Origin of the sequence: Marinobacterium sp. BA1 (assembly GCF_041155135.1) — a bacterium.
GTDB classification, from domain to species: Bacteria; Pseudomonadota; Gammaproteobacteria; order Pseudomonadales; family Balneatricaceae; genus Marinobacterium; species Marinobacterium iners.
Genome location: NZ_BAAFHC010000001.1, coordinates 633881 through 650059 on the forward strand (window position 1 = coordinate 633881; position 16179 = coordinate 650059).

Below are 16179 nucleotides of genomic sequence, written 5' to 3' on the forward strand. Positions count from 1 at the left end.
TCATGACTGTTCGTACCCGTGTAGCACCGTCACCTACTGGCGATCCCCACGTAGGCACCGCCTATATTGCACTGTTTAACCTCGCTTTTGCCCGTCAGCATGGCGGTCAGTTCATTCTGCGTATTGAAGATACCGACCAAACCCGCAGTACGGCCGAGTCTGAACAGGCGATCCTTGACTCGTTGCGCTGGCTGGGGCTGGAGTGGGACGAAGGCCCTGATGTGGGCGGTCCACATGGTCCTTATCGCCAGAGCGAACGCAAGGATATGTACAAGGACTTTGCCATGCGTTTGGTGGAAGAGGGCACGGCGTTCCTCTGTTTCCGTACCGCCGAAGAGCTGGATGAGCTGCGTGAAACCCGTCGTGCCGATGGCAAGCATACGGCCCTGAAGCAGAGTGATCTTGAGTTGCCTCAGGATGAGGTTGAGCGTCGCATGGCGGCGGGAATGCCCTACGTGGTCCGCATGAAGGTACCCGAAGAGGGTGTCTGCGTGATTGACGACATGCTGCGCGGCCCGATCGAGCTGGACTGGGGGCAGGTTGATGCTCAGATCCTGCTCAAGTCCGATGGCATGCCGACCTACCATCTGGCCAACGTGGTCGATGACCATTTAATGCAGATCACACATGTGATTCGTGGCGAAGAGTGGATCAACTCAGCGCCCAAACATAAGCTGCTGTACCAGTACTTTGGCTGGGAGATGCCGCAGTTGTGCCACATGCCGCTGCTGCGCAACCCGGACAAATCCAAACTCTCCAAACGCAAGAACCCGACCAGTATTCTGTACTATCAGCGCATGGGGTATCTGCCGGAAGCGCTGCTGAACTATCTTGGTCGCATGGGCTGGTCGATGCCGGATGAACGCGAGAAGTTTAATCGTGACGAGATGTTTGCCAACTTCGATATTCAACGTGTGTCTTTGGGTGGGCCCGTATTTGATCAGGAAAAGCTGAGTTGGCTCAATGGCCTTTGGATTCGTGAAGAGCTGAGCCCAGAGCAGTTTGCGGCACAGGTACAGAAGTGGGCGTTGAACCCCGAGTATCTGGCGCAGATCATTCCGCTGATTCAGCCACGCGTCGAGAAATTTACCGACATCGCACCGCTGGCTGGTTTTTTCCTCAGCGGAATGTTGTCGATCACCGAGGCGGATTTTGAGCACAAGAAAGTCGAGCTTGATGAGGTGCGTCGCATCCTGCAGTTCAGTGTTTGGCATATGGATCAGCAGGGCCAGTGGGACCGTGACAGCCTGTTCGCCGAGCTGAAAAAACTGGCTGATGGTATGGATATCAAGATTCGTGATTTCCTGTTCCCGCTGTTCGTAGCCATATCCGGTACGGCACAAAGTGTTTCAGTGGTGGATGCCATGTCCATTTTGGGACCGGATATGAGCCGCGCCCGTCTGCGCCATGCACTTGAAGTAGTGGGTACGCCGTCCAAGAAGGAAACCAAGCGTCTCGAAAAGGAATACAAGGCGCTAACTGACTGATTCAGTTGTGCAAATTGTCAAATTTCCTGCAAGAAAACGTTTGACAGCACAGGGTGGGGCCATTACTATACGCCCCGTCCTTTGACGAGGGGCCTTAGCTCAGCTGGGAGAGCGCAACACTGGCAGTGTTGAGGTCAGCGGTTCGATCCCGCTAGGCTCCACCAAATCGTCATACACTGCGTCCCATTCGTCTAGTGGCCTAGGACACCGCCCTTTCACGGCGGTAACAGGGGTTCGAACCCCCTATGGGACGCCATTTTTACAGGCATTCGCCTGATTGTGGGGCCTTAGCTCAGCTGGGAGAGCGCAACACTGGCAGTGTTGAGGTCAGCGGTTCGATCCCGCTAGGCTCCACCATCCTCTTATATCTTTCCAGGTTCTCTGTAACCGGCATCAAAAGCCTGCTCATTAAGAGTCAGTATTTTTCCACCCTTGTTGGCAAAACGGTCCAGCAAAGCCTGTTTCAGCAAGCCACTATCGAAAGGCAGATGTCTGGCTGCGGCACCGAGCATCAGGCTGTTTACCAATCGACGATCCCCCATGCCAATGGCCATATCCCCGGCATTCAAGCTGCTGACGCTGATCGGATACCGGGCCAGCTGTTCCAGTGGTGCATCCGGATATTCAAACAACCCTAAAGATACAACCGGTGGAGTTTGTGCAAAGGTGTTGACCAATGCAGCTGCACCTGTGCGCAGATGTCCCGCCCAGCGCAGTGCCTCAGCTGGCTCGAACGCCAGTAGCAAGTCGGCGTGTCCGGGTGTTATGGAAGGGGAGTATACGTGCTCACCAAAGCGGACGTGGGAGGTTACAACACCACCGCGCTGTGCCATGCCTGCTACCTCTGTCTTTTTCACATCATGGCCGGCGCGAATGGCAGCCTGAGCAATAATGTCCGCTGCGGTCATGACGCCTTGTCCGCCAATCCCGGCCACCAGTATATTGGTTACGTGGCTCATGCACTTACCTCCACGGCATTGATTCGGCTGTCGCGGCTCAGCGGAATGATGGCATCCGGGCCGCAGGTGTTGATGCAGAGATTGCAGCCGGTACAGGCTGCGCTGTCGATTTTCACGAATGCCAGTTGTTTTTCACGACCGTTGGGTTTGATCACCGTTTCACGCCGTTCAACCAGAATGGCCGGGCAGCCCACGTCAAGACAGTTGCTGCAGCCGGTACATTTGTCGGTATCTACCGTCAGTGCCGGCTGTTGGCTGTATCGCTCGGTAAGGACGCAGGGCTGATTGGTGATGATGACCGATGGCCCGGTTTGCTTCACCTCTTCACGCAACGCCTTGAACAGTGTGGGCAGTTCGTATGGATTGACCTCATGGATCCGCTCGGGTTTGACCCCCAGGGCCTCGCACAGCTTTCTGAAGTCAACCTGCACGGTTTGCTCGCCGTGAAGATCAAGGCCCGAAGAGGGTGCGTTCTGTCCGCCGGTCATGCCTACCGCCCGGTTGTCCAGCAGCAGAATGGTGACGTTGCCGCGGTTGTAGGTGATGTCCAGCAGTCCCTGCATGCCCATATGCAGGAATGTGGAGTCGCCGATGACCGCAATGACATTCTTGTTTTGATCCGCTTCACTGCGTCCCTTGTCGATCCCCTGGGCAACGCTTAGCGAAGCCCCCATGCTGATGCAGGTATCCAGTGCATTCCATGGCTGGCCGGCCCCCAGCGTGTAGCAACCGATGTCGCCGGAGATAATGGTGTTTTTAACGTGTGCGAGGCAGTAGTAGATGCCCATGTGAGGGCAGGCGACGCACAGGGTTGGCGGGCGCGGAAACAGGTCGTTTTGAGTTGCAGGGGTTGTGGTACAGGTGTCGCCGGTGAGCGGGGCCAATGCGGGCTTTAGGACGGAAGGCGTCAGTTCTCCGATCCGGGGCAGGATATCCTTGCCGCTGAGCTGGATGCCGGCCGCTTTCAACTCGGTTTCGAGCAGGGGTTCGACCTCTTCTGCCACAATAAGCTGGTCAACCCCCTGAGCAAAGGCTCTGATTGTTTCAATGGGGGCAGGGTGGCTCAGCCCAAGCTTCAGAACGGGTGCTTCCGGAAATGCTTCGCGCACATGGCAATAGGCGGCTCCTGAGGTGACAAAGCCAATCCGCCGATCCCGGCCTGGCTCGAACCGGTTCAGTTCACAGTCTTCTGAAAACTGCGCCAACTCTTTATCGCGTTGCATCATCAACGGTATGCGGTTGCGTGCGTTGCCCGGCACCATTACGTAGCGGCTGCTGTCCTTATTGAAGAGCCGTGCAACCGCTTTGTCGGGTGCATTGGTTCGGACCAGTCCCTTGACGTGACAGATACGGGTGGTTAGGCGCAGCAGCACGGGTACTGAAAACTGTTCCGACAGGCTGAAGGCAAAACGGGTCATGCTGTAGGCTTCCTGCGCGTCACAAGGCTCCAGAACCGGAATATGGGCGAACCGACCCCAGTAGCGAGAGTCCTGCTCATTCTGTGACGAGGAAAGGCCCACATCATCCGCCACTGCAATGACCAGTCCGCCAACCGCGCCAATCAGTGTTTGAGTCATCAAAGCATCGGATGCCACGTTGAGTCCGACGTGCTTCATGGCGCAAAGGGCCCGGCTTCCGGCCAGCGAAGCGCCAATCGCGACCTCAAGTGACACCTTTTCGTTGATCGACCACTCTGAGTAGACCGTTGGATAGGCTGACAGATATTCCAGTATTTCGGTGGATGGTGTCCCGGGGTAGGCTGCTGCCACACGGCAATCGGCATCGCGTGCAGCCATCGCTACCGCTTCGTTGCCGGAAATGAATATGGCCTGTGGGTTACGTACCTGTTCGGCGGCGGTCATTGGGCGCTCCATGACAAGATGATATTTTTTATTAAAGGTCTTGTTCGAAAATGAATCATGTTTCGAGTGTAGAGCTGCAGCCACGGGCGTATACGGATCTGGATCAATAAAGCGTGAATGTGGCACATTAGCCAATAGCAGCGCGGCGAAGAGCGTTGATGTCGATCATCAGGGAGCGGGAATGTTATGAATGTAATCCAGCATGTGGCAGCTAATCAGCGTGGGCGCGATTTTGTGGTGGGTGATATTCACGGCTGGTACGGACCCTTAATGGCTGAGCTGGAGGCGGTCTGTTTTGACCCTGCCCGGGATCGGCTGTTTTCAGTGGGGGACTTGATCAATCGAGGGCCGGATTCAGAACGTTGCCTGCTGTTGACTCAAGAACCCTGGTTTTATGCGGTGCGCGGAAATCACGAGCAAATACTGTTCAACTGGCTGAAACAGCCTGAGGCTGTGGATGTGGAAACATGGCTGCGTTACGGCGGCAGAGCCTGGTTGGGCACCGGTCCGGAACACTACTTTGCTCGCCATGCGAAGCTGCGCCAGCATGCTGAGATGTTGGCAGAGCAAATGCCCTGGGTAATTGAGCTTGAGGTGGGTGATGGGCGCAGAATCGGCATCTCACACAGCACCTTCCCGCTGGATGAATGGGAAGACCTCGCCCTGAGGCTACCGTTTGAGCCTGCGTTGCAGGAAGCCTTGTTGTGGGAACGCCCCATTAAGCAGCCTGAATTTGTCCACCATGTGGAGGGGATCGACCTGACGGTACATGGCCATGTGGTTGTGCCAAGGGTCGAGCGACGTGGCAACGGCATATATATTGATACGGGGGCTGCGTTGTTTGAACAGCCGCTGAAGCCTGAAAGCCGTACTCATACCCCGCGTATTACTGCGATCGAACTCAGCGAATTGTTTGTGATTTCGGCTCACTGAACCGCAATCGGTGCGGTGTCACTCTTGAACTCAAGTCGTTTTCGGCACATCTGCAGTATCTGTTCGGCGATACCTTAACTGACGTGAATCAATTTCAGCATTGACTCGGAGCTACGCCCTCACTTGTCGTATTTATTGACTAGACTGATCCGTATGACTGCACCCGCAGTATCATTGCTTCAAGTGATACACTAATTCAAAAAAAGTTTTGTTTTTATGTATCATTTAAGTAAATTTGGTAGTACATTTAATCCATCGCATGTTGGTGAGCGTATCCTGTTGTATCTGTGCCTGAAGCGGTACAGCTAAACAGGCTGTAAGTGGCTAGAGCGATACAAAAAACACTCTGGCTTAGAAAAATAAGTTACACAGTGCGACAGAATGAACCAAGATCGGAGAGCAGAACGATGACGCCCGAAGAAAAGAATTTCATGCGTAAGATCGAAGCGGAAGAGAAGATCGAGCCCAAGGACTGGATGCCTGCGGAATACCGCAAGAACCTGATCCGTCAGATCTCTCAGCACGCTCACTCTGAAGTGATCGGCATGCAGCCGGAAGGCAACTGGATCACCCGTGCACCTTCTCTGCGCCGCAAGGCGGTATTGCTGTCCAAGGTACAGGACGAAGCGGGACACGGCCTTTATCTCTACAGCGCAGCCGAAACCCTGGGTATTTCTCGTTCCGAAATGATCGAGCAGCTACAGACCGGTAAAGCCAAGTATTCCTCGATTTTCAACTACCCGACCCTGACCTGGGCTGATGTAGCGGCGATAGGTTGGCTGGTTGATGGTGCTGCCATCGTGAACCAGGTATCCCTGCAGCGTACCTCTTACGGTCCGTACTCACGCGGCATGATCCGTATCTGTAAGGAAGAGAGTTTCCACCAGCGTCAGGGCTATGAAGCCATGCTGGCTCTGGCCAAGGGTTCTCCGGAACAGAAGGCGATGGCTCAGGACGCCCTGAATCGCTTTTACTGGCCGGCCCTGATGATGTTTGGTCCGCACGACACCGAATCTGCCCACTCCCAGAAGTCCATGGAGTGGAAGATCAAGCGCGAGACCAATGACGATCTGCGCCAAAAATTTGTTGACCAGACCGTCAAGCAGATTGAAGTGCTGGGTCTTGACCATCCGGACGCCAACATCAAGTGGAACGAAGCGCGTGGCCACTACGACAGCAGCGATCTGAACTGGGACGAGTTCTGGAGTGTGATCAACGGTAACGGTCACTGCAACCGTCAGCGTATCGAGCACCATGTTGCCGCTCACGATGAAGGCGAATGGGTTCGTGACGCCATTACTGCATACAACGAAAAGAAACGCGCCAAAAAAGCACAGCGTGCAGCTTAAGAGGTAATTGGAAATGACAAAGCCAACAGAAAAACTGGAACTGTTTGAGGTTTTCGTACGCTCCAAGCGTGGTCTGGACCACAAACATGTCGGCAGTCTGCACGCTGAAGATCCTGAACAGGCACTGGAGTACGCCCGCGACTGCTACACCCGTCGCAGCGAAGGCGTCAGCCTGTGGGTCGTAAAGTCCAGCGACATCTGCGCCTCTCAGGAAGATGATGCGGATTGCTTCTACGATCCGAACGATGACAAGCCCTACCGTCACGCGACTTATTACGTGCTGCCCGATCCCGTCAACAACATGTAATTGGTGAGGAGATAGAGTAATGAGTGACGCAATCAAGGCGGCAACGCTTGAATATGCCACCCGTCTGGGTGATGACTCCGTGGTTCTGGGCCACCGTATCTCCGAGTGGGTGAGCTACGGTCCGTTCCTCGAAGAAGACATCGCCTACGGCAATGTGGCACTGGACTACATCGGTCGTGCTCGCATGTTCTATACCTATGCAGCCGAGCTGGCCAACGATGGTCGCACCGAAGATGACTTCGCCTACATGCGCAGCGATCGTGAATACCGCAACCTGTTGTTGATGGAAATGCCCAAGGGTGATTTCGCCTACTCTCAGGTTCGTCAGCTGTTCGCGGATGTGTACTACACCATCATGCTGCCGCATCTGGAGCAGTCCAAGGACAAAACGCTGGCCGCAATCGCCTCCAAGGCGATCAAGGAAACCAAGTATCACCTGCGTCGCAGCCGCGATTGGGTACTGCGCTTGGGTGATGGTACTGAAGAGAGCCACAAGCGTACTCAAAAGGCCGTGGATGCACTCTGGGGTTACACCCACGAGATGTTCGACATGGATGAAACCGAGCAACTGCTGGCTGACAACGGTATCGGTGTCGACGTATCCAAGTTGCGCGATGAGTGGCACAAGATGGTCAGCGATATTCTGACCGAAGCGACTCTGACCGTACCGGAAGACAGCTGGGCCGTACGTGGTGGTCGTACCGGCTACCACACCGAGAATCTGGGTCACATGTTGACCGAGATGCAGATCGTGCATCGCTCTCACCCCGGATGCCAGTGGTAACGCGCCATGAATGAAATCTCACTGATGCCGGAAGAGCAGTATCGCCGTTTGCAACAGCGCAACGCCCCGGACGTAAAGGAACTCTGGAATTTGCTCGATGAAGTGAAGGATCCCGAAGTCCCGGTACTGAGCATCTGGGATCTGGGGATTCTGCGTGACGTGGAGCGTGATGGTGACCGTATTATGGTCACCATCACTCCGACTTACTCCGGCTGTCCGGCGATGAACACTATCACCGCTGACGTGGTGGCTCAGCTCAACCGACACGGCTATGACGATGTTGAAGTCAAAATGACTCTGTCGCCGGCCTGGAGTTCGGAGTGGATGTCACCGGAAGGACGCCGCAAGCTGCGCAACTACGGCGTAGCACCGCCGGAAGATGCCGATATTGATGCGGATGGCCTGACCCCGGATGCCCATGCCAAGTGCCCGCACTGCGGCTCGCGCAATACCCGTCGGATAAGCGAGTTTGGCTCCACCGCCTGCAAGGCGCTGTTCCAGTGCAATGATTGCAACGAGCCTTTTGACTATTTTAAGAAGATATAGGTGAAGCGATGTCTGACACCAATTTCTACACGCTGAAAGTGGCCGAAGTCCAGCCGGAAACGGACTCGGCGATCTGCGTGACCTTCGAAGTACCTGAAGAACTGAAACAGAAGTTCAAGTTTATCCAGGGCCAGTTCCTGACCCTGCGCGCCATGATTGATGGCGAAGATGTGCGTCGTTCCTACTCCATCTGCTCCGGCGTGAACGATGGCCACATGCGTGTCGGCATTAAGCGTGTACAGGATGGTCGTTTCTCCAACTACGCCAACGACCACTTCAAGCCGGGCGTTGAGGTTGAAGTCATGCCGCCTCAGGGCAGCTTCTACACCGAGCTGAACCCGGATAACGCCAAGAACTACATGTGCATCGCGGCGGGCTCCGGCATTACGCCGATGATTTCGATCATGAAGTCCGTGCTTTCAACCGAAGCCAACAGCAAGGTCACGCTGATCTACGGTAACCAGCGCAGCAACACCGTGATGTTCAAGGACGAGTTGAACTTCATCAAGAACCGTTATATGGATCGCTTCCAGTGGATCAATATCATGGACTATGAAGATCAGGGCGCGGATCTGCTCAACGGTCGTATCGACAACAAGAAAGGCTATGCACTGCAGAAGAGCGGCCTGATCGATATCAAGAGCACCGATGAAGCGTTCATTTGTGGTCCTGAGGCGATGATGACCGAAGTCTCTCGTGGCTTCCGTATGGAAGGTTTGAGTGACAGCCAGATTCACTACGAACTCTTCGCCACTTCATCTGCAGACTCCAAGGAGATGCTGGAGAAGGCACAGGCGCGCGTAGCGCAGTACGGCGAAGACAAGATGAGCAAGGTGACCGTGGTTGCCGATGGCCGCTCCGTGATGTTCGATCTGGCTACCGTGGGCCAGAACATCCTGGATGCGGGTATGGATGCGGGTATGGACCTGCCGTACTCCTGCAAGGCCGGTGTGTGCTCCACCTGCAAGTGTAAACTGACCAAGGGTGAGGTGGAGATGGATATCTCCCATGGCCTTGAGCAACATGAAATCGAGGCCGGTTACGTGCTCAGCTGCCAGGCACACCCGATCTCGGACGAGGTGGTGCTGGACTTCGATCAGCGCTGATACCACGTCGGGTTATACCAGAACGCCCCGCCCAATGCGGGGCGTTTGCGTTTCTACTCTTCGCTCGATGTGTTATCGGGCATTGGTTCGACCATGCGCACGGCGCTTTCGATCACCACGGGTGTCAGCGGTACATCCCCGTGCATGCCCTGGCGGCCGGTTTTAACTGCACTGATTTCATCGATCGTGTCCATGCCGCTGATCACTTTACCGAACACGGTGTAACCGGATGGTCCATTGCGACCGTCAAGCCGAACGTTATCAGCTGTATTGATGAAGAACTGGGCTGTGGCACTGTCCAGATCCCGTGTGCGGGCCATGGCGATGGTGCCACGTTGGTTGCTCAAGCCGTTGTCTGATTCATTCTTGATCGGTGCATCTGTTTCAACCTGCTCCATCTCGGTTGTGAAGCCGCCGCCCTGGATCATGAAGCCCGGGATTACGCGATGAAAGATCAGGCCGTCATAGTGGCCCTTGTCCACGTATTGCAGGAAGTTTTTCGCAGTAATGGGGGCCTTGTCGGCGTTAATCTCCAGTTCGATCGGACCCAGTGTGGTGTTCAGTAAGACTCGGGGCATCGTGTCTTCGGCGTGGGCAGGCATAAAAGTGGCTGGCAGAAGTGCCAAGCCAAGCAGCAATGGTTTGAGCATAGTGTCCTCCTTGGTTATCGCTGCGATTATAACCACTGAGCACTCGGTTGAAAGTCGTGAGATACAGTAACTTTCAAGAGTGACACCCTGGCGCTACACTTTTTTTGATCTAGAATACTGTAAACCCACAGAGTCGTGCCTTATGCAAGGATACACCATGCCCCCGCAGACACTTCCCGGCTGTGCCGGATGTCAGCTGCCGCTGGATTTTGATTTTACCTTTGCCTTCCAGCCCATAGTGGAGCTGTCCAGTGGCGAAATCTATGGATACGAAGCGCTGGTGCGCGGCGTGGATGGGGCGGGTGCTTTCTCCGTACTGTCAAAGGTGAATGATGAAAACCGCTATGCCTTCGATCAGGCTTGCCGGGTAAAGGCGATAGCTCTGGCTGCCCGGCTTGGCATGAAGCAGGTGTTGAGCATCAACTTTCTGCCCAATGCCGTGTATGAGCCTGCGCACTGTATTCGCAGTACCCTTCAGGCTGCACGGGAGCATGGCTTCCCCATTGATCGGATCATGTTTGAGATTACCGAGTCGGAGCGGGTGCACGATGCCAATCATCTGACTCGGATCTTTGAGTGTTATCGTCAGCAAGGGTTTATCACGGCACTGGATGATTTTGGGGCTGGCCATGCCGGGCTCAATCTTATGGCCAGCTTCATTCCGCATACGCTGAAGTTGGATATGGAACTGGTGCGCGATATCGACGGAAGTCGGGTTAAACAGATCATCGTGGGTGGATTGATCGATATCTGTAACCAGCTCGATATTCGTATTCTGGCCGAGGGGGTCGAAACCGCCGCCGAGATGGAGTATTTCCTCCAACACGGCGTGACCTTGATGCAAGGCTACTACTTTGCCAAACCGGGCTTTGAATGTCTGCCCAAGGTTGATTTCGAGAAACTGCCCGACTGATCAGGCAATGGGCCGGTCATAGACCGGCCGAATCCTGTGCTCTGCGTTTGGTCGCGGGCTCTTCGATCACATCTTCCGCTACCGCCCAGGGTTCTGCCGGAGCCAGTTTGCGCTCACCGGTGCGAGCAGCATAGCGCTCTTTACGCAGCGCACGCAGCAAACCGGTCGCCATGGCCACCACCACCAGTGAAAACGGCAAGGCAGCGGTAATAACAGCTGCCTGCAGGGTTTCGAGTCCGCCGGCCAACAGCAGGACTGCCGTCAGCAGAGCCAGAAAAACTCCCCAGAGAATACGGTGCCCAGAGGGCGGGTCAGTATCCCCGCCAGACAGAATAGTGGTAATCACCAGTGTACCAGCATTGGCGGAGGTGATCAGATAGGTACCGATCAACACAATCAGCAGAGTGGATACAACCGGGGTCATGATACCCAATGACATGCCCTCAATCATGACAAACAGGGCCGAAGAGATATCGTTGTACACGGCTTCAATGACACCGCCGCCTTGAAACAGCTCCTGATACAATGCGGTGCCGCCAAACAGGCCTATCCAGATAATAGTGATGCCGGTAGGAACCAACAGTACACCGGTGACAAACTCACGGAAGGTGCGACCGCGTGAAATTCGGGCGATAAACATGCCAACAAACGGGCTCCAGGCCAGCCACCAGCCCCAGAAGAACACAGTCCACTCTGCTTGCCAGTGGCCACCATGGGTGGCGTTGGTGTGGAAACTCAGGGGCAACAAATTCTGGATGTAGTCGCCGGTGGCTTCAATGGTGACGCCGATCAGATACTGTGTAGGGCCTAGAATCAGCATGAAGAAGACGGCGGCAATGCTAAGCCAGAAGTTCATTTCCGATAGCAGCCGCACACCACGAGAAACACCGGATACCACCGAGACGGTGGCGATCATCATGATACCTGCGATCACGGTCAACTGCAGTTCGGTGGAATTGACTATGCCAAATACACGATTAAGCCCGGCGTTCATCTGTTGAACGCCAAGGCCCAGTGTTGTGGCAATGCCAAACACAGTGCCGAATACCGCCAGCAGATCGATCAGATCACCAAAGGCCCCATGAATTCGGTTGCCCAGCAGTGGGCGCAAGGCTGAGCGTACAGTCAATGGCTGGTCGTGGCGAAAGGCAAAGTAGGCCATGGTGAGCCCGACAAAGGAGAAGATGGCCCAGCCGTTGATGCCCCAGTGAAAAAACGAGAGCCGCATGGCGATGATGGCTGCGTCGGCATCGGCGCTGCCAAACTCAACAAAAGGGTTGTCTTGAAACTGAAGAATCGGCTGTGCCACCGACCAGAAAAGAATCCCGACCCCGGTTCCGGCTGCAAACAGCATGCTGACCCAGGAGAAAAAGGTAAATTCGGGTACCTCAGCATCGTTGCCCAGGCGCACATTCTTATAGCGTCCAGTGCCGAGCCAGATCATGAAGAACAGCAGAAAGGCAACCAGCAGGACGTAATACCATTCCAGAAAGGGGTTGAGCCAGCTGCGCAGCTGACCGATTGCGGCAGCACTTTCATCGGTGAAGAAAACACCGGCTACCACCGTCGCCAGAACCATCAGGATGGCGATGGTGCTCATCCCCGCGTTCATCCCCTTGAACGGGCCTGCCTGTGCCTGATTATACAATGCACTATCCTCCTTTTATCGGGTAAGATCCTGAAATGGTAAGGGTTGAGGCACTGATTACAACCGTGCCGGGAAAATAGAGTCACGGGTTGTCGGTTCGCTGAGGGTGTGGGAGAGGGTGTTGGAATGACGGAATTACTGAAGATACGGGGGTTTCCGGCGTTCATTTTGGTGGCGTTTATCAATGCGTTTATCGATCTGGGGCACAAGGTCACCATCCAGAACACCCTTTTCAAAAGTTATGATGGTGAAACGCAAATTCTGCTGACGGCTATCGTAAACGGCTTGATCCTGCTGCCTTTTATTATGCTGTTTACCCCTGCAGGTTTTGTTTCCGACAAGTACCCCAAACACCGTGTCATGCAGCTATCCGCAGTGGCGGCACTGTTAATTACGCTGGCTATTACAGCCTGCTACTATGCTGGCCTGTTCATCCCCGCCTTTGCGCTGACCTTTATTCTGGCTGTGCAAAGTGCGATTTATTCACCAGCAAAATACGGTTTTATTCGGGAACTGCTCGGTGTTGAGCGTTTGAGCGAAGGTAACGGCTGGATTCAGGCTGTTACCATTGTGGCGATACTGAGTGGCATAGTGGTGTTTTCGGCGTTGTTCGAGTGGATGCTGGCCGGGCAGTCGCTGCATGGCCCAAACCAAATTCTGCCAAACGTGGCCTCACTTGGCTGGGTTCTGGTGGGTGGAGCAGCCCTGCAGCTACTGCTGACCTTGCGTCTGCCGGCCTTGAGCCAAACCGATCCTCGACAATGTTTTAGCGTGCGGGATTACGTCAGTGGGCGCAGTCTGTGGCGTAACCTGGCCGAGCTGGCGAGTGTACGCACCATTCTCCTGTCCATATTTGGCCTCGCCATGTTTTGGTCAATCAGTCAGGTGATGCTGGCTGTATTTCCCGCCTATGCCAAAGAGCACCTGGACCAGAACAACACATTCATTATTCAGGGAGCGATGGCGCTGGCAGGGGTCGGCATCATGATTGGCTCTGTCATCGCGGGTCGCCTGTCACGACACTACATCAATGCCGGACTCATTCCCCTGGGTGCCTGTGGTGTGGCATTGGGGCTGCTGCTGTTGCCACAACTGAACAGTATTGCCCTCTGTGCGCTGGCCTTTCTGCTGATCGGGGCCAGCGGTGCGATGATGATTATCCCGCTCAACGCCATGATTCAGTTTAACGCTGAAGAGTCGCGTCTGGGTCGCGTACTGGCTGGCAATAATTTTGTTCAAAACGTTTCCATGCTCAGTTTCCTGCTGCTGACCGTGACAAGTGCACTGTTATCGGTACCCTCAACTTGGGTGCTTTGGCTGCTGGCGCTGGTGGCGGTATGTGGTGCAATCTATGCGGTGATCTTGCTGCCACAAGCGCTTGTACGTCTTATGGCGACAAGTCTGATTCGACGTCGCTACAACCTGAAGGTGCTTGGGTTCGAGCACCTGCCGGTGAGCGGAGAAGGGACTCTTCTGCTTGGGAACCATATCAGCTGGCTGGACTGGGCCATGCTGCAGATGGCTTGCCCGCGTCATATCCATTTTGTGATGGAACGCTCGATTTATGAGCGCTGGTATCTGCGCTGGTTCCTGGATTTGTATCGTGTCATTCCCATCTCTGCGCGAGGCCCGCGCAGCGCCATGCGCCAGGTACGCAAGCTGCTGGCTGATGGCCGAGTCGTGTGTCTGTTCCCGGAAGGCGCCATCAGTTACAGCGGTCAGCTGGGCGAGTTCAAACGTGGCTTTGAGCGGGTCGCTCGTGAAAGCGGGGATGGTCCGGTTCCGAATGCGCGGATCATACCTTTTTATCTGCGGGGGTTGTGGGGCAGTCGCTTTTCTCGCTCCAGTGAGCGGCTGCAGGGATTTGACAACCGTGGGCTCAAACGTGATGTGATAGTGGCATTTGGTGAACCGCTGCCGCTTGATACCCGTGCTGAAACGGTCAAGCAGACGGTTGCCCAGCTATCGATTCATGCCTGGAATGAGTACACCGACAGCCTAGAAACGCTGCCGCGAGCCTTTATTCGTACAGCCAGGGCGGCACCCTCTGAATGGGCTTTGACCGATCTTAACGGCCCTGTGCTTAACCATCGCAGGCTGTTGACGGCCTGTATCCTGTTCAGTCGCCGGCTTAGAAAGATTGAAGAGCAAAATGTTGGGCTGTTGTTGCCGACGGCGGCCGGTGGTGCCATTGCCAATATGGCGCTTTTGATGTCAGGCAAGACGCTGGTCAACCTGAACTACACATCACCGGAGCACGTGTTGCTGGGTTGTGCCGAGCGGGCCGGTGTACGCACATTGGTGACCTCGTCACAGTTTCTGCGCAAGCTGGAGCAGCGAGGCCTGAGTTTCAGGCAGCTGCTGGAGCGAATGAATGTAATCATCCTGGAAGATGTAAAAGCCGGGATCGGCAAGCCAGAGTCGCTGCTGACTCTGATGCAAGCAGTGCTGATGCCGGTATGGGCGTTGCACTGGCGTTATGGGGGGCGTCTGATCTGGATGAAACCGCCGCGATCATGTTTTCATCCGGCAGCGAGGGAGCTCCCAAAGGGGTCATGCTGAGCCACCGTAACATGATGGCAAACCTTAAACAGATCGCGGCTGTGTTGAACGTTCAGGAGGATGACTGTGTACTGGCAACGCTGCCCCTGTTCCATGCCTTTGGTCTTACCGTTACCTGCATGATGCCGCTGGTGGAGGGAATCCCGCTGGTGTGCCAGCCGGATCCGACTGATGCGGTCAATATCGGCAAGGCGGCAGCGCGCTATTGTGCCACGATTCTCTGCGGTACCAGCACCTTTCTTGGCATTTATGTGCGCAACCAGAAACTGCATCCGCTGATGTTCAGCTCGTTGCGTTTGGTGGTGGCAGGAGCCGAGAAGCTCTCGCCGCAGATAAAATCCGGCTTCGAGGCGCGCTTTCGCGTTCCGGTCCTGGAAGGATATGGCTGTACAGAAACCACGCCGGTGGCCAGCGTAAACCTGCCGGATTACCTCGATACACAGTGGTGGCACCTGCAGCGGGGGCAGCGCGAAGGGACCGTGGGCATGGCACTGCCTGGCTCCATGTTCAGAGTCGTAGACCCGGTTTCGCTGAAGCCGTTACCAGTTGGTGATAGCGGAATGATCCTGCTGGGAGGCAGTCAGATCATGAAGGGATACCTCAACGAACCTGATCGTACTGCCGAGGTGATCATTGAGGCGGATGGTTTGCGTTGGTACAAGACTGGTGACAAGGGGTACCTGGATGAAGATGGCTTCCTTACCATCATTGATCGCTATTCACGCTTTGCCAAGATAGGGGGCGAGATGATCTCGCTCAGCTCCGTAGAGCGAGCCGTGCAGTCAGAGCTGGATCAGCCGGAGCTGGTGCTGGCGGCGGTTGCTGTACCGGATGAGCGTAAGGGCGAGCAAATTGTATTGCTGGTGGAGGGGGCTGATTCCGAGTCGATTCAGTCGCGCTTGCGGAAATCTTCAATTGCGCCGCTGTGTCGGCCTGCAAGGGTGTATACCGTTGATCAAATACCGCTGCTGGGCAGTGGCAAGATGGATCTTCCCGCGCTGCGGCAGCTTGCACTGGAACAGCAAGGCATATCTGAGGCATAATTCCGACTATAGTACTGGGTTATTATCAGG

At 55.1% G+C, this 16179-nt stretch carries 14 protein-coding genes and 3 tRNA genes; 13 read left to right on the top strand and 4 right to left on the bottom strand.

The genetic code is table 11. The annotated features are described in order from the left end of the window. Positions 1-2: 2 nt before the first annotated feature. From gltX to ACAM29_RS03135, 4 genes are all read left to right on the top strand, one after another. Positions 3-1487 (top strand): glutamate--tRNA ligase, encoded by a 1485-nt coding sequence (gene gltX, locus ACAM29_RS03120; RefSeq protein ID WP_354405940.1) that lies wholly within the window; start codon positions 3-5, stop codon positions 1485-1487. An 88-nt stretch (positions 1488-1575) separates the two neighbouring features. Beyond that, a tRNA-Ala gene (locus ACAM29_RS03125) sits at positions 1576-1651 on the top strand. A 16-nt stretch (positions 1652-1667) separates the two neighbouring features. Then, positions 1668-1743: transfer RNA gene (locus ACAM29_RS03130), tRNA-Glu, on the top strand. 25 nt (positions 1744-1768) lie between these two features. After that, a tRNA-Ala gene (locus ACAM29_RS03135) sits at positions 1769-1844 on the top strand. A 5-nt stretch (positions 1845-1849) separates the two neighbouring features. Here the strand turns inward: ACAM29_RS03135 and ACAM29_RS03140 are convergent. Further along, positions 1850-2446 carry an indolepyruvate oxidoreductase subunit beta gene (locus tag ACAM29_RS03140; RefSeq protein ID WP_369623177.1) on the bottom strand — a complete coding sequence of 199 codons (597 nt, stop codon included), beginning with the start codon at positions 2444-2446 and terminating at the stop codon, positions 1850-1852. After that, positions 2443-4308, bottom strand: a complete 1866-nt coding sequence (locus tag ACAM29_RS03145; RefSeq protein ID WP_369623178.1) for a thiamine pyrophosphate-dependent enzyme — start codon at positions 4306-4308, stop codon at positions 2443-2445. Before ACAM29_RS03145 ends, ACAM29_RS03140 begins: the two co-directional genes overlap by 4 nt. Before the next feature lie 186 nt (positions 4309-4494). Between ACAM29_RS03145 and ACAM29_RS03150 the strand changes: the two genes are divergently transcribed. The 6 genes from ACAM29_RS03150 (at position 4495) to paaE (ending at position 9333) form a co-directional block, all read left to right on the top strand. Continuing rightward, a complete protein-coding gene (locus tag ACAM29_RS03150) occupies positions 4495-5241 on the top strand; it encodes a metallophosphoesterase (protein WP_369623179.1) in 747 nt (248 codons plus the stop codon). 407 nt (positions 5242-5648) lie between these two features. Continuing rightward, positions 5649-6590: a 1,2-phenylacetyl-CoA epoxidase subunit PaaA gene (gene paaA, locus ACAM29_RS03155; protein ID WP_091823626.1), complete on the top strand. Its 942-nt coding sequence runs from the start codon at positions 5649-5651 to the stop codon at positions 6588-6590. Positions 6591-6603: 13 nt separating this feature from the next. Then, positions 6604-6897, top strand: a complete 294-nt coding sequence (paaB, locus tag ACAM29_RS03160; protein WP_091823623.1) for a 1,2-phenylacetyl-CoA epoxidase subunit PaaB — start codon at positions 6604-6606, stop codon at positions 6895-6897. Between the two features lie 19 nt (positions 6898-6916). Continuing rightward, positions 6917-7681: a 1,2-phenylacetyl-CoA epoxidase subunit PaaC gene (paaC, locus tag ACAM29_RS03165; protein ID WP_091823620.1), complete on the top strand. Its 765-nt coding sequence runs from the start codon at positions 6917-6919 to the stop codon at positions 7679-7681. A gap of 6 nt (positions 7682-7687) precedes the next feature. Then, positions 7688-8227 carry a 1,2-phenylacetyl-CoA epoxidase subunit PaaD gene (paaD, locus tag ACAM29_RS03170; protein WP_369623180.1) on the top strand — a complete coding sequence of 180 codons (540 nt, stop codon included), beginning with the start codon at positions 7688-7690 and terminating at the stop codon, positions 8225-8227. Positions 8228-8235: 8 nt separating this feature from the next. After that, positions 8236-9333, top strand: a complete 1098-nt coding sequence (gene paaE / locus ACAM29_RS03175; protein WP_091823614.1) for a 1,2-phenylacetyl-CoA epoxidase subunit PaaE — start codon at positions 8236-8238, stop codon at positions 9331-9333. A 53-nt stretch (positions 9334-9386) separates the two neighbouring features. Here the strand turns inward: paaE and ACAM29_RS03180 are convergent, their stop codons facing one another. Then, positions 9387-9935, bottom strand: coding sequence for a peptidylprolyl isomerase (locus ACAM29_RS03180; RefSeq protein ID WP_369625115.1), 549 nt, complete (start codon positions 9933-9935; stop codon positions 9387-9389). A 205-nt stretch (positions 9936-10140) separates the two neighbouring features. On the opposite strand from ACAM29_RS03180, the gene ACAM29_RS03185 reads away from it, so the two are divergent. Then, positions 10141-10896: an EAL domain-containing protein gene (locus ACAM29_RS03185; RefSeq protein WP_369623181.1), complete on the top strand. Its 756-nt coding sequence runs from the start codon at positions 10141-10143 to the stop codon at positions 10894-10896. Between the two features lie 16 nt (positions 10897-10912). Here ACAM29_RS03185 and ACAM29_RS03190 read toward each other — a convergent pair whose 3' ends face one another. Next, a complete protein-coding gene (locus ACAM29_RS03190; RefSeq protein ID WP_369623182.1) occupies positions 10913-12544 on the bottom strand; it encodes a BCCT family transporter in 1632 nt (543 codons plus the stop codon). 126 nt (positions 12545-12670) lie between these two features. Between ACAM29_RS03190 and ACAM29_RS03195 the strand changes: the two genes are divergently transcribed. Both ACAM29_RS03195 and ACAM29_RS03200 read left to right on the top strand, forming a co-directional pair. Further along, a complete protein-coding gene (locus tag ACAM29_RS03195) occupies positions 12671-15106 on the top strand; it encodes an MFS transporter (RefSeq protein WP_369623183.1) in 2436 nt (811 codons plus the stop codon). After that, a complete protein-coding gene (locus ACAM29_RS03200; protein ID WP_369623184.1) occupies positions 15004-16149 on the top strand; it encodes an AMP-binding protein in 1146 nt (381 codons plus the stop codon). The genes ACAM29_RS03195 and ACAM29_RS03200 overlap by 103 nt, the downstream gene beginning before the upstream one ends. The last annotated feature ends 30 nt before the right edge of the window (positions 16150-16179 follow it).

Coding starts and splice junctions, on each gene's coding strand:
- ACAM29_RS03200 (WP_369623184.1), top strand. CDS start 15,004: ATGGGCGTTGCACTGGCGTTATGGGGGGCGTCTGATCTGGATGAAACC.
- ACAM29_RS03185 (WP_369623181.1), top strand. CDS start 10,141: ATGCCCCCGCAGACACTTCCCGGCTGTGCCGGATGTCAGCTGCCGCTG.
- ACAM29_RS03140 (WP_369623177.1), bottom strand. CDS start 2,446: ATGAGCCACGTAACCAATATACTGGTGGCCGGGATTGGCGGACAAGGC.
- ACAM29_RS03145 (WP_369623178.1), bottom strand. CDS start 4,308: ATGACCGCCGCCGAACAGGTACGTAACCCACAGGCCATATTCATTTCC.
- gltX (WP_354405940.1), top strand. CDS start 3: ATGACTGTTCGTACCCGTGTAGCACCGTCACCTACTGGCGATCCCCAC.
- paaA (WP_091823626.1), top strand. CDS start 5,649: ATGACGCCCGAAGAAAAGAATTTCATGCGTAAGATCGAAGCGGAAGAG.
- paaC (WP_091823620.1), top strand. CDS start 6,917: ATGAGTGACGCAATCAAGGCGGCAACGCTTGAATATGCCACCCGTCTG.
- paaE (WP_091823614.1), top strand. CDS start 8,236: ATGTCTGACACCAATTTCTACACGCTGAAAGTGGCCGAAGTCCAGCCG.
- ACAM29_RS03150 (WP_369623179.1), top strand. CDS start 4,495: ATGAATGTAATCCAGCATGTGGCAGCTAATCAGCGTGGGCGCGATTTT.
- paaB (WP_091823623.1), top strand. CDS start 6,604: ATGACAAAGCCAACAGAAAAACTGGAACTGTTTGAGGTTTTCGTACGC.
- ACAM29_RS03180 (WP_369625115.1), bottom strand. CDS start 9,935: ATGCCTGCCCACGCCGAAGACACGATGCCCCGAGTCTTACTGAACACC.
- ACAM29_RS03195 (WP_369623183.1), top strand. CDS start 12,671: ATGACGGAATTACTGAAGATACGGGGGTTTCCGGCGTTCATTTTGGTG.
- paaD (WP_369623180.1), top strand. CDS start 7,688: ATGAATGAAATCTCACTGATGCCGGAAGAGCAGTATCGCCGTTTGCAA.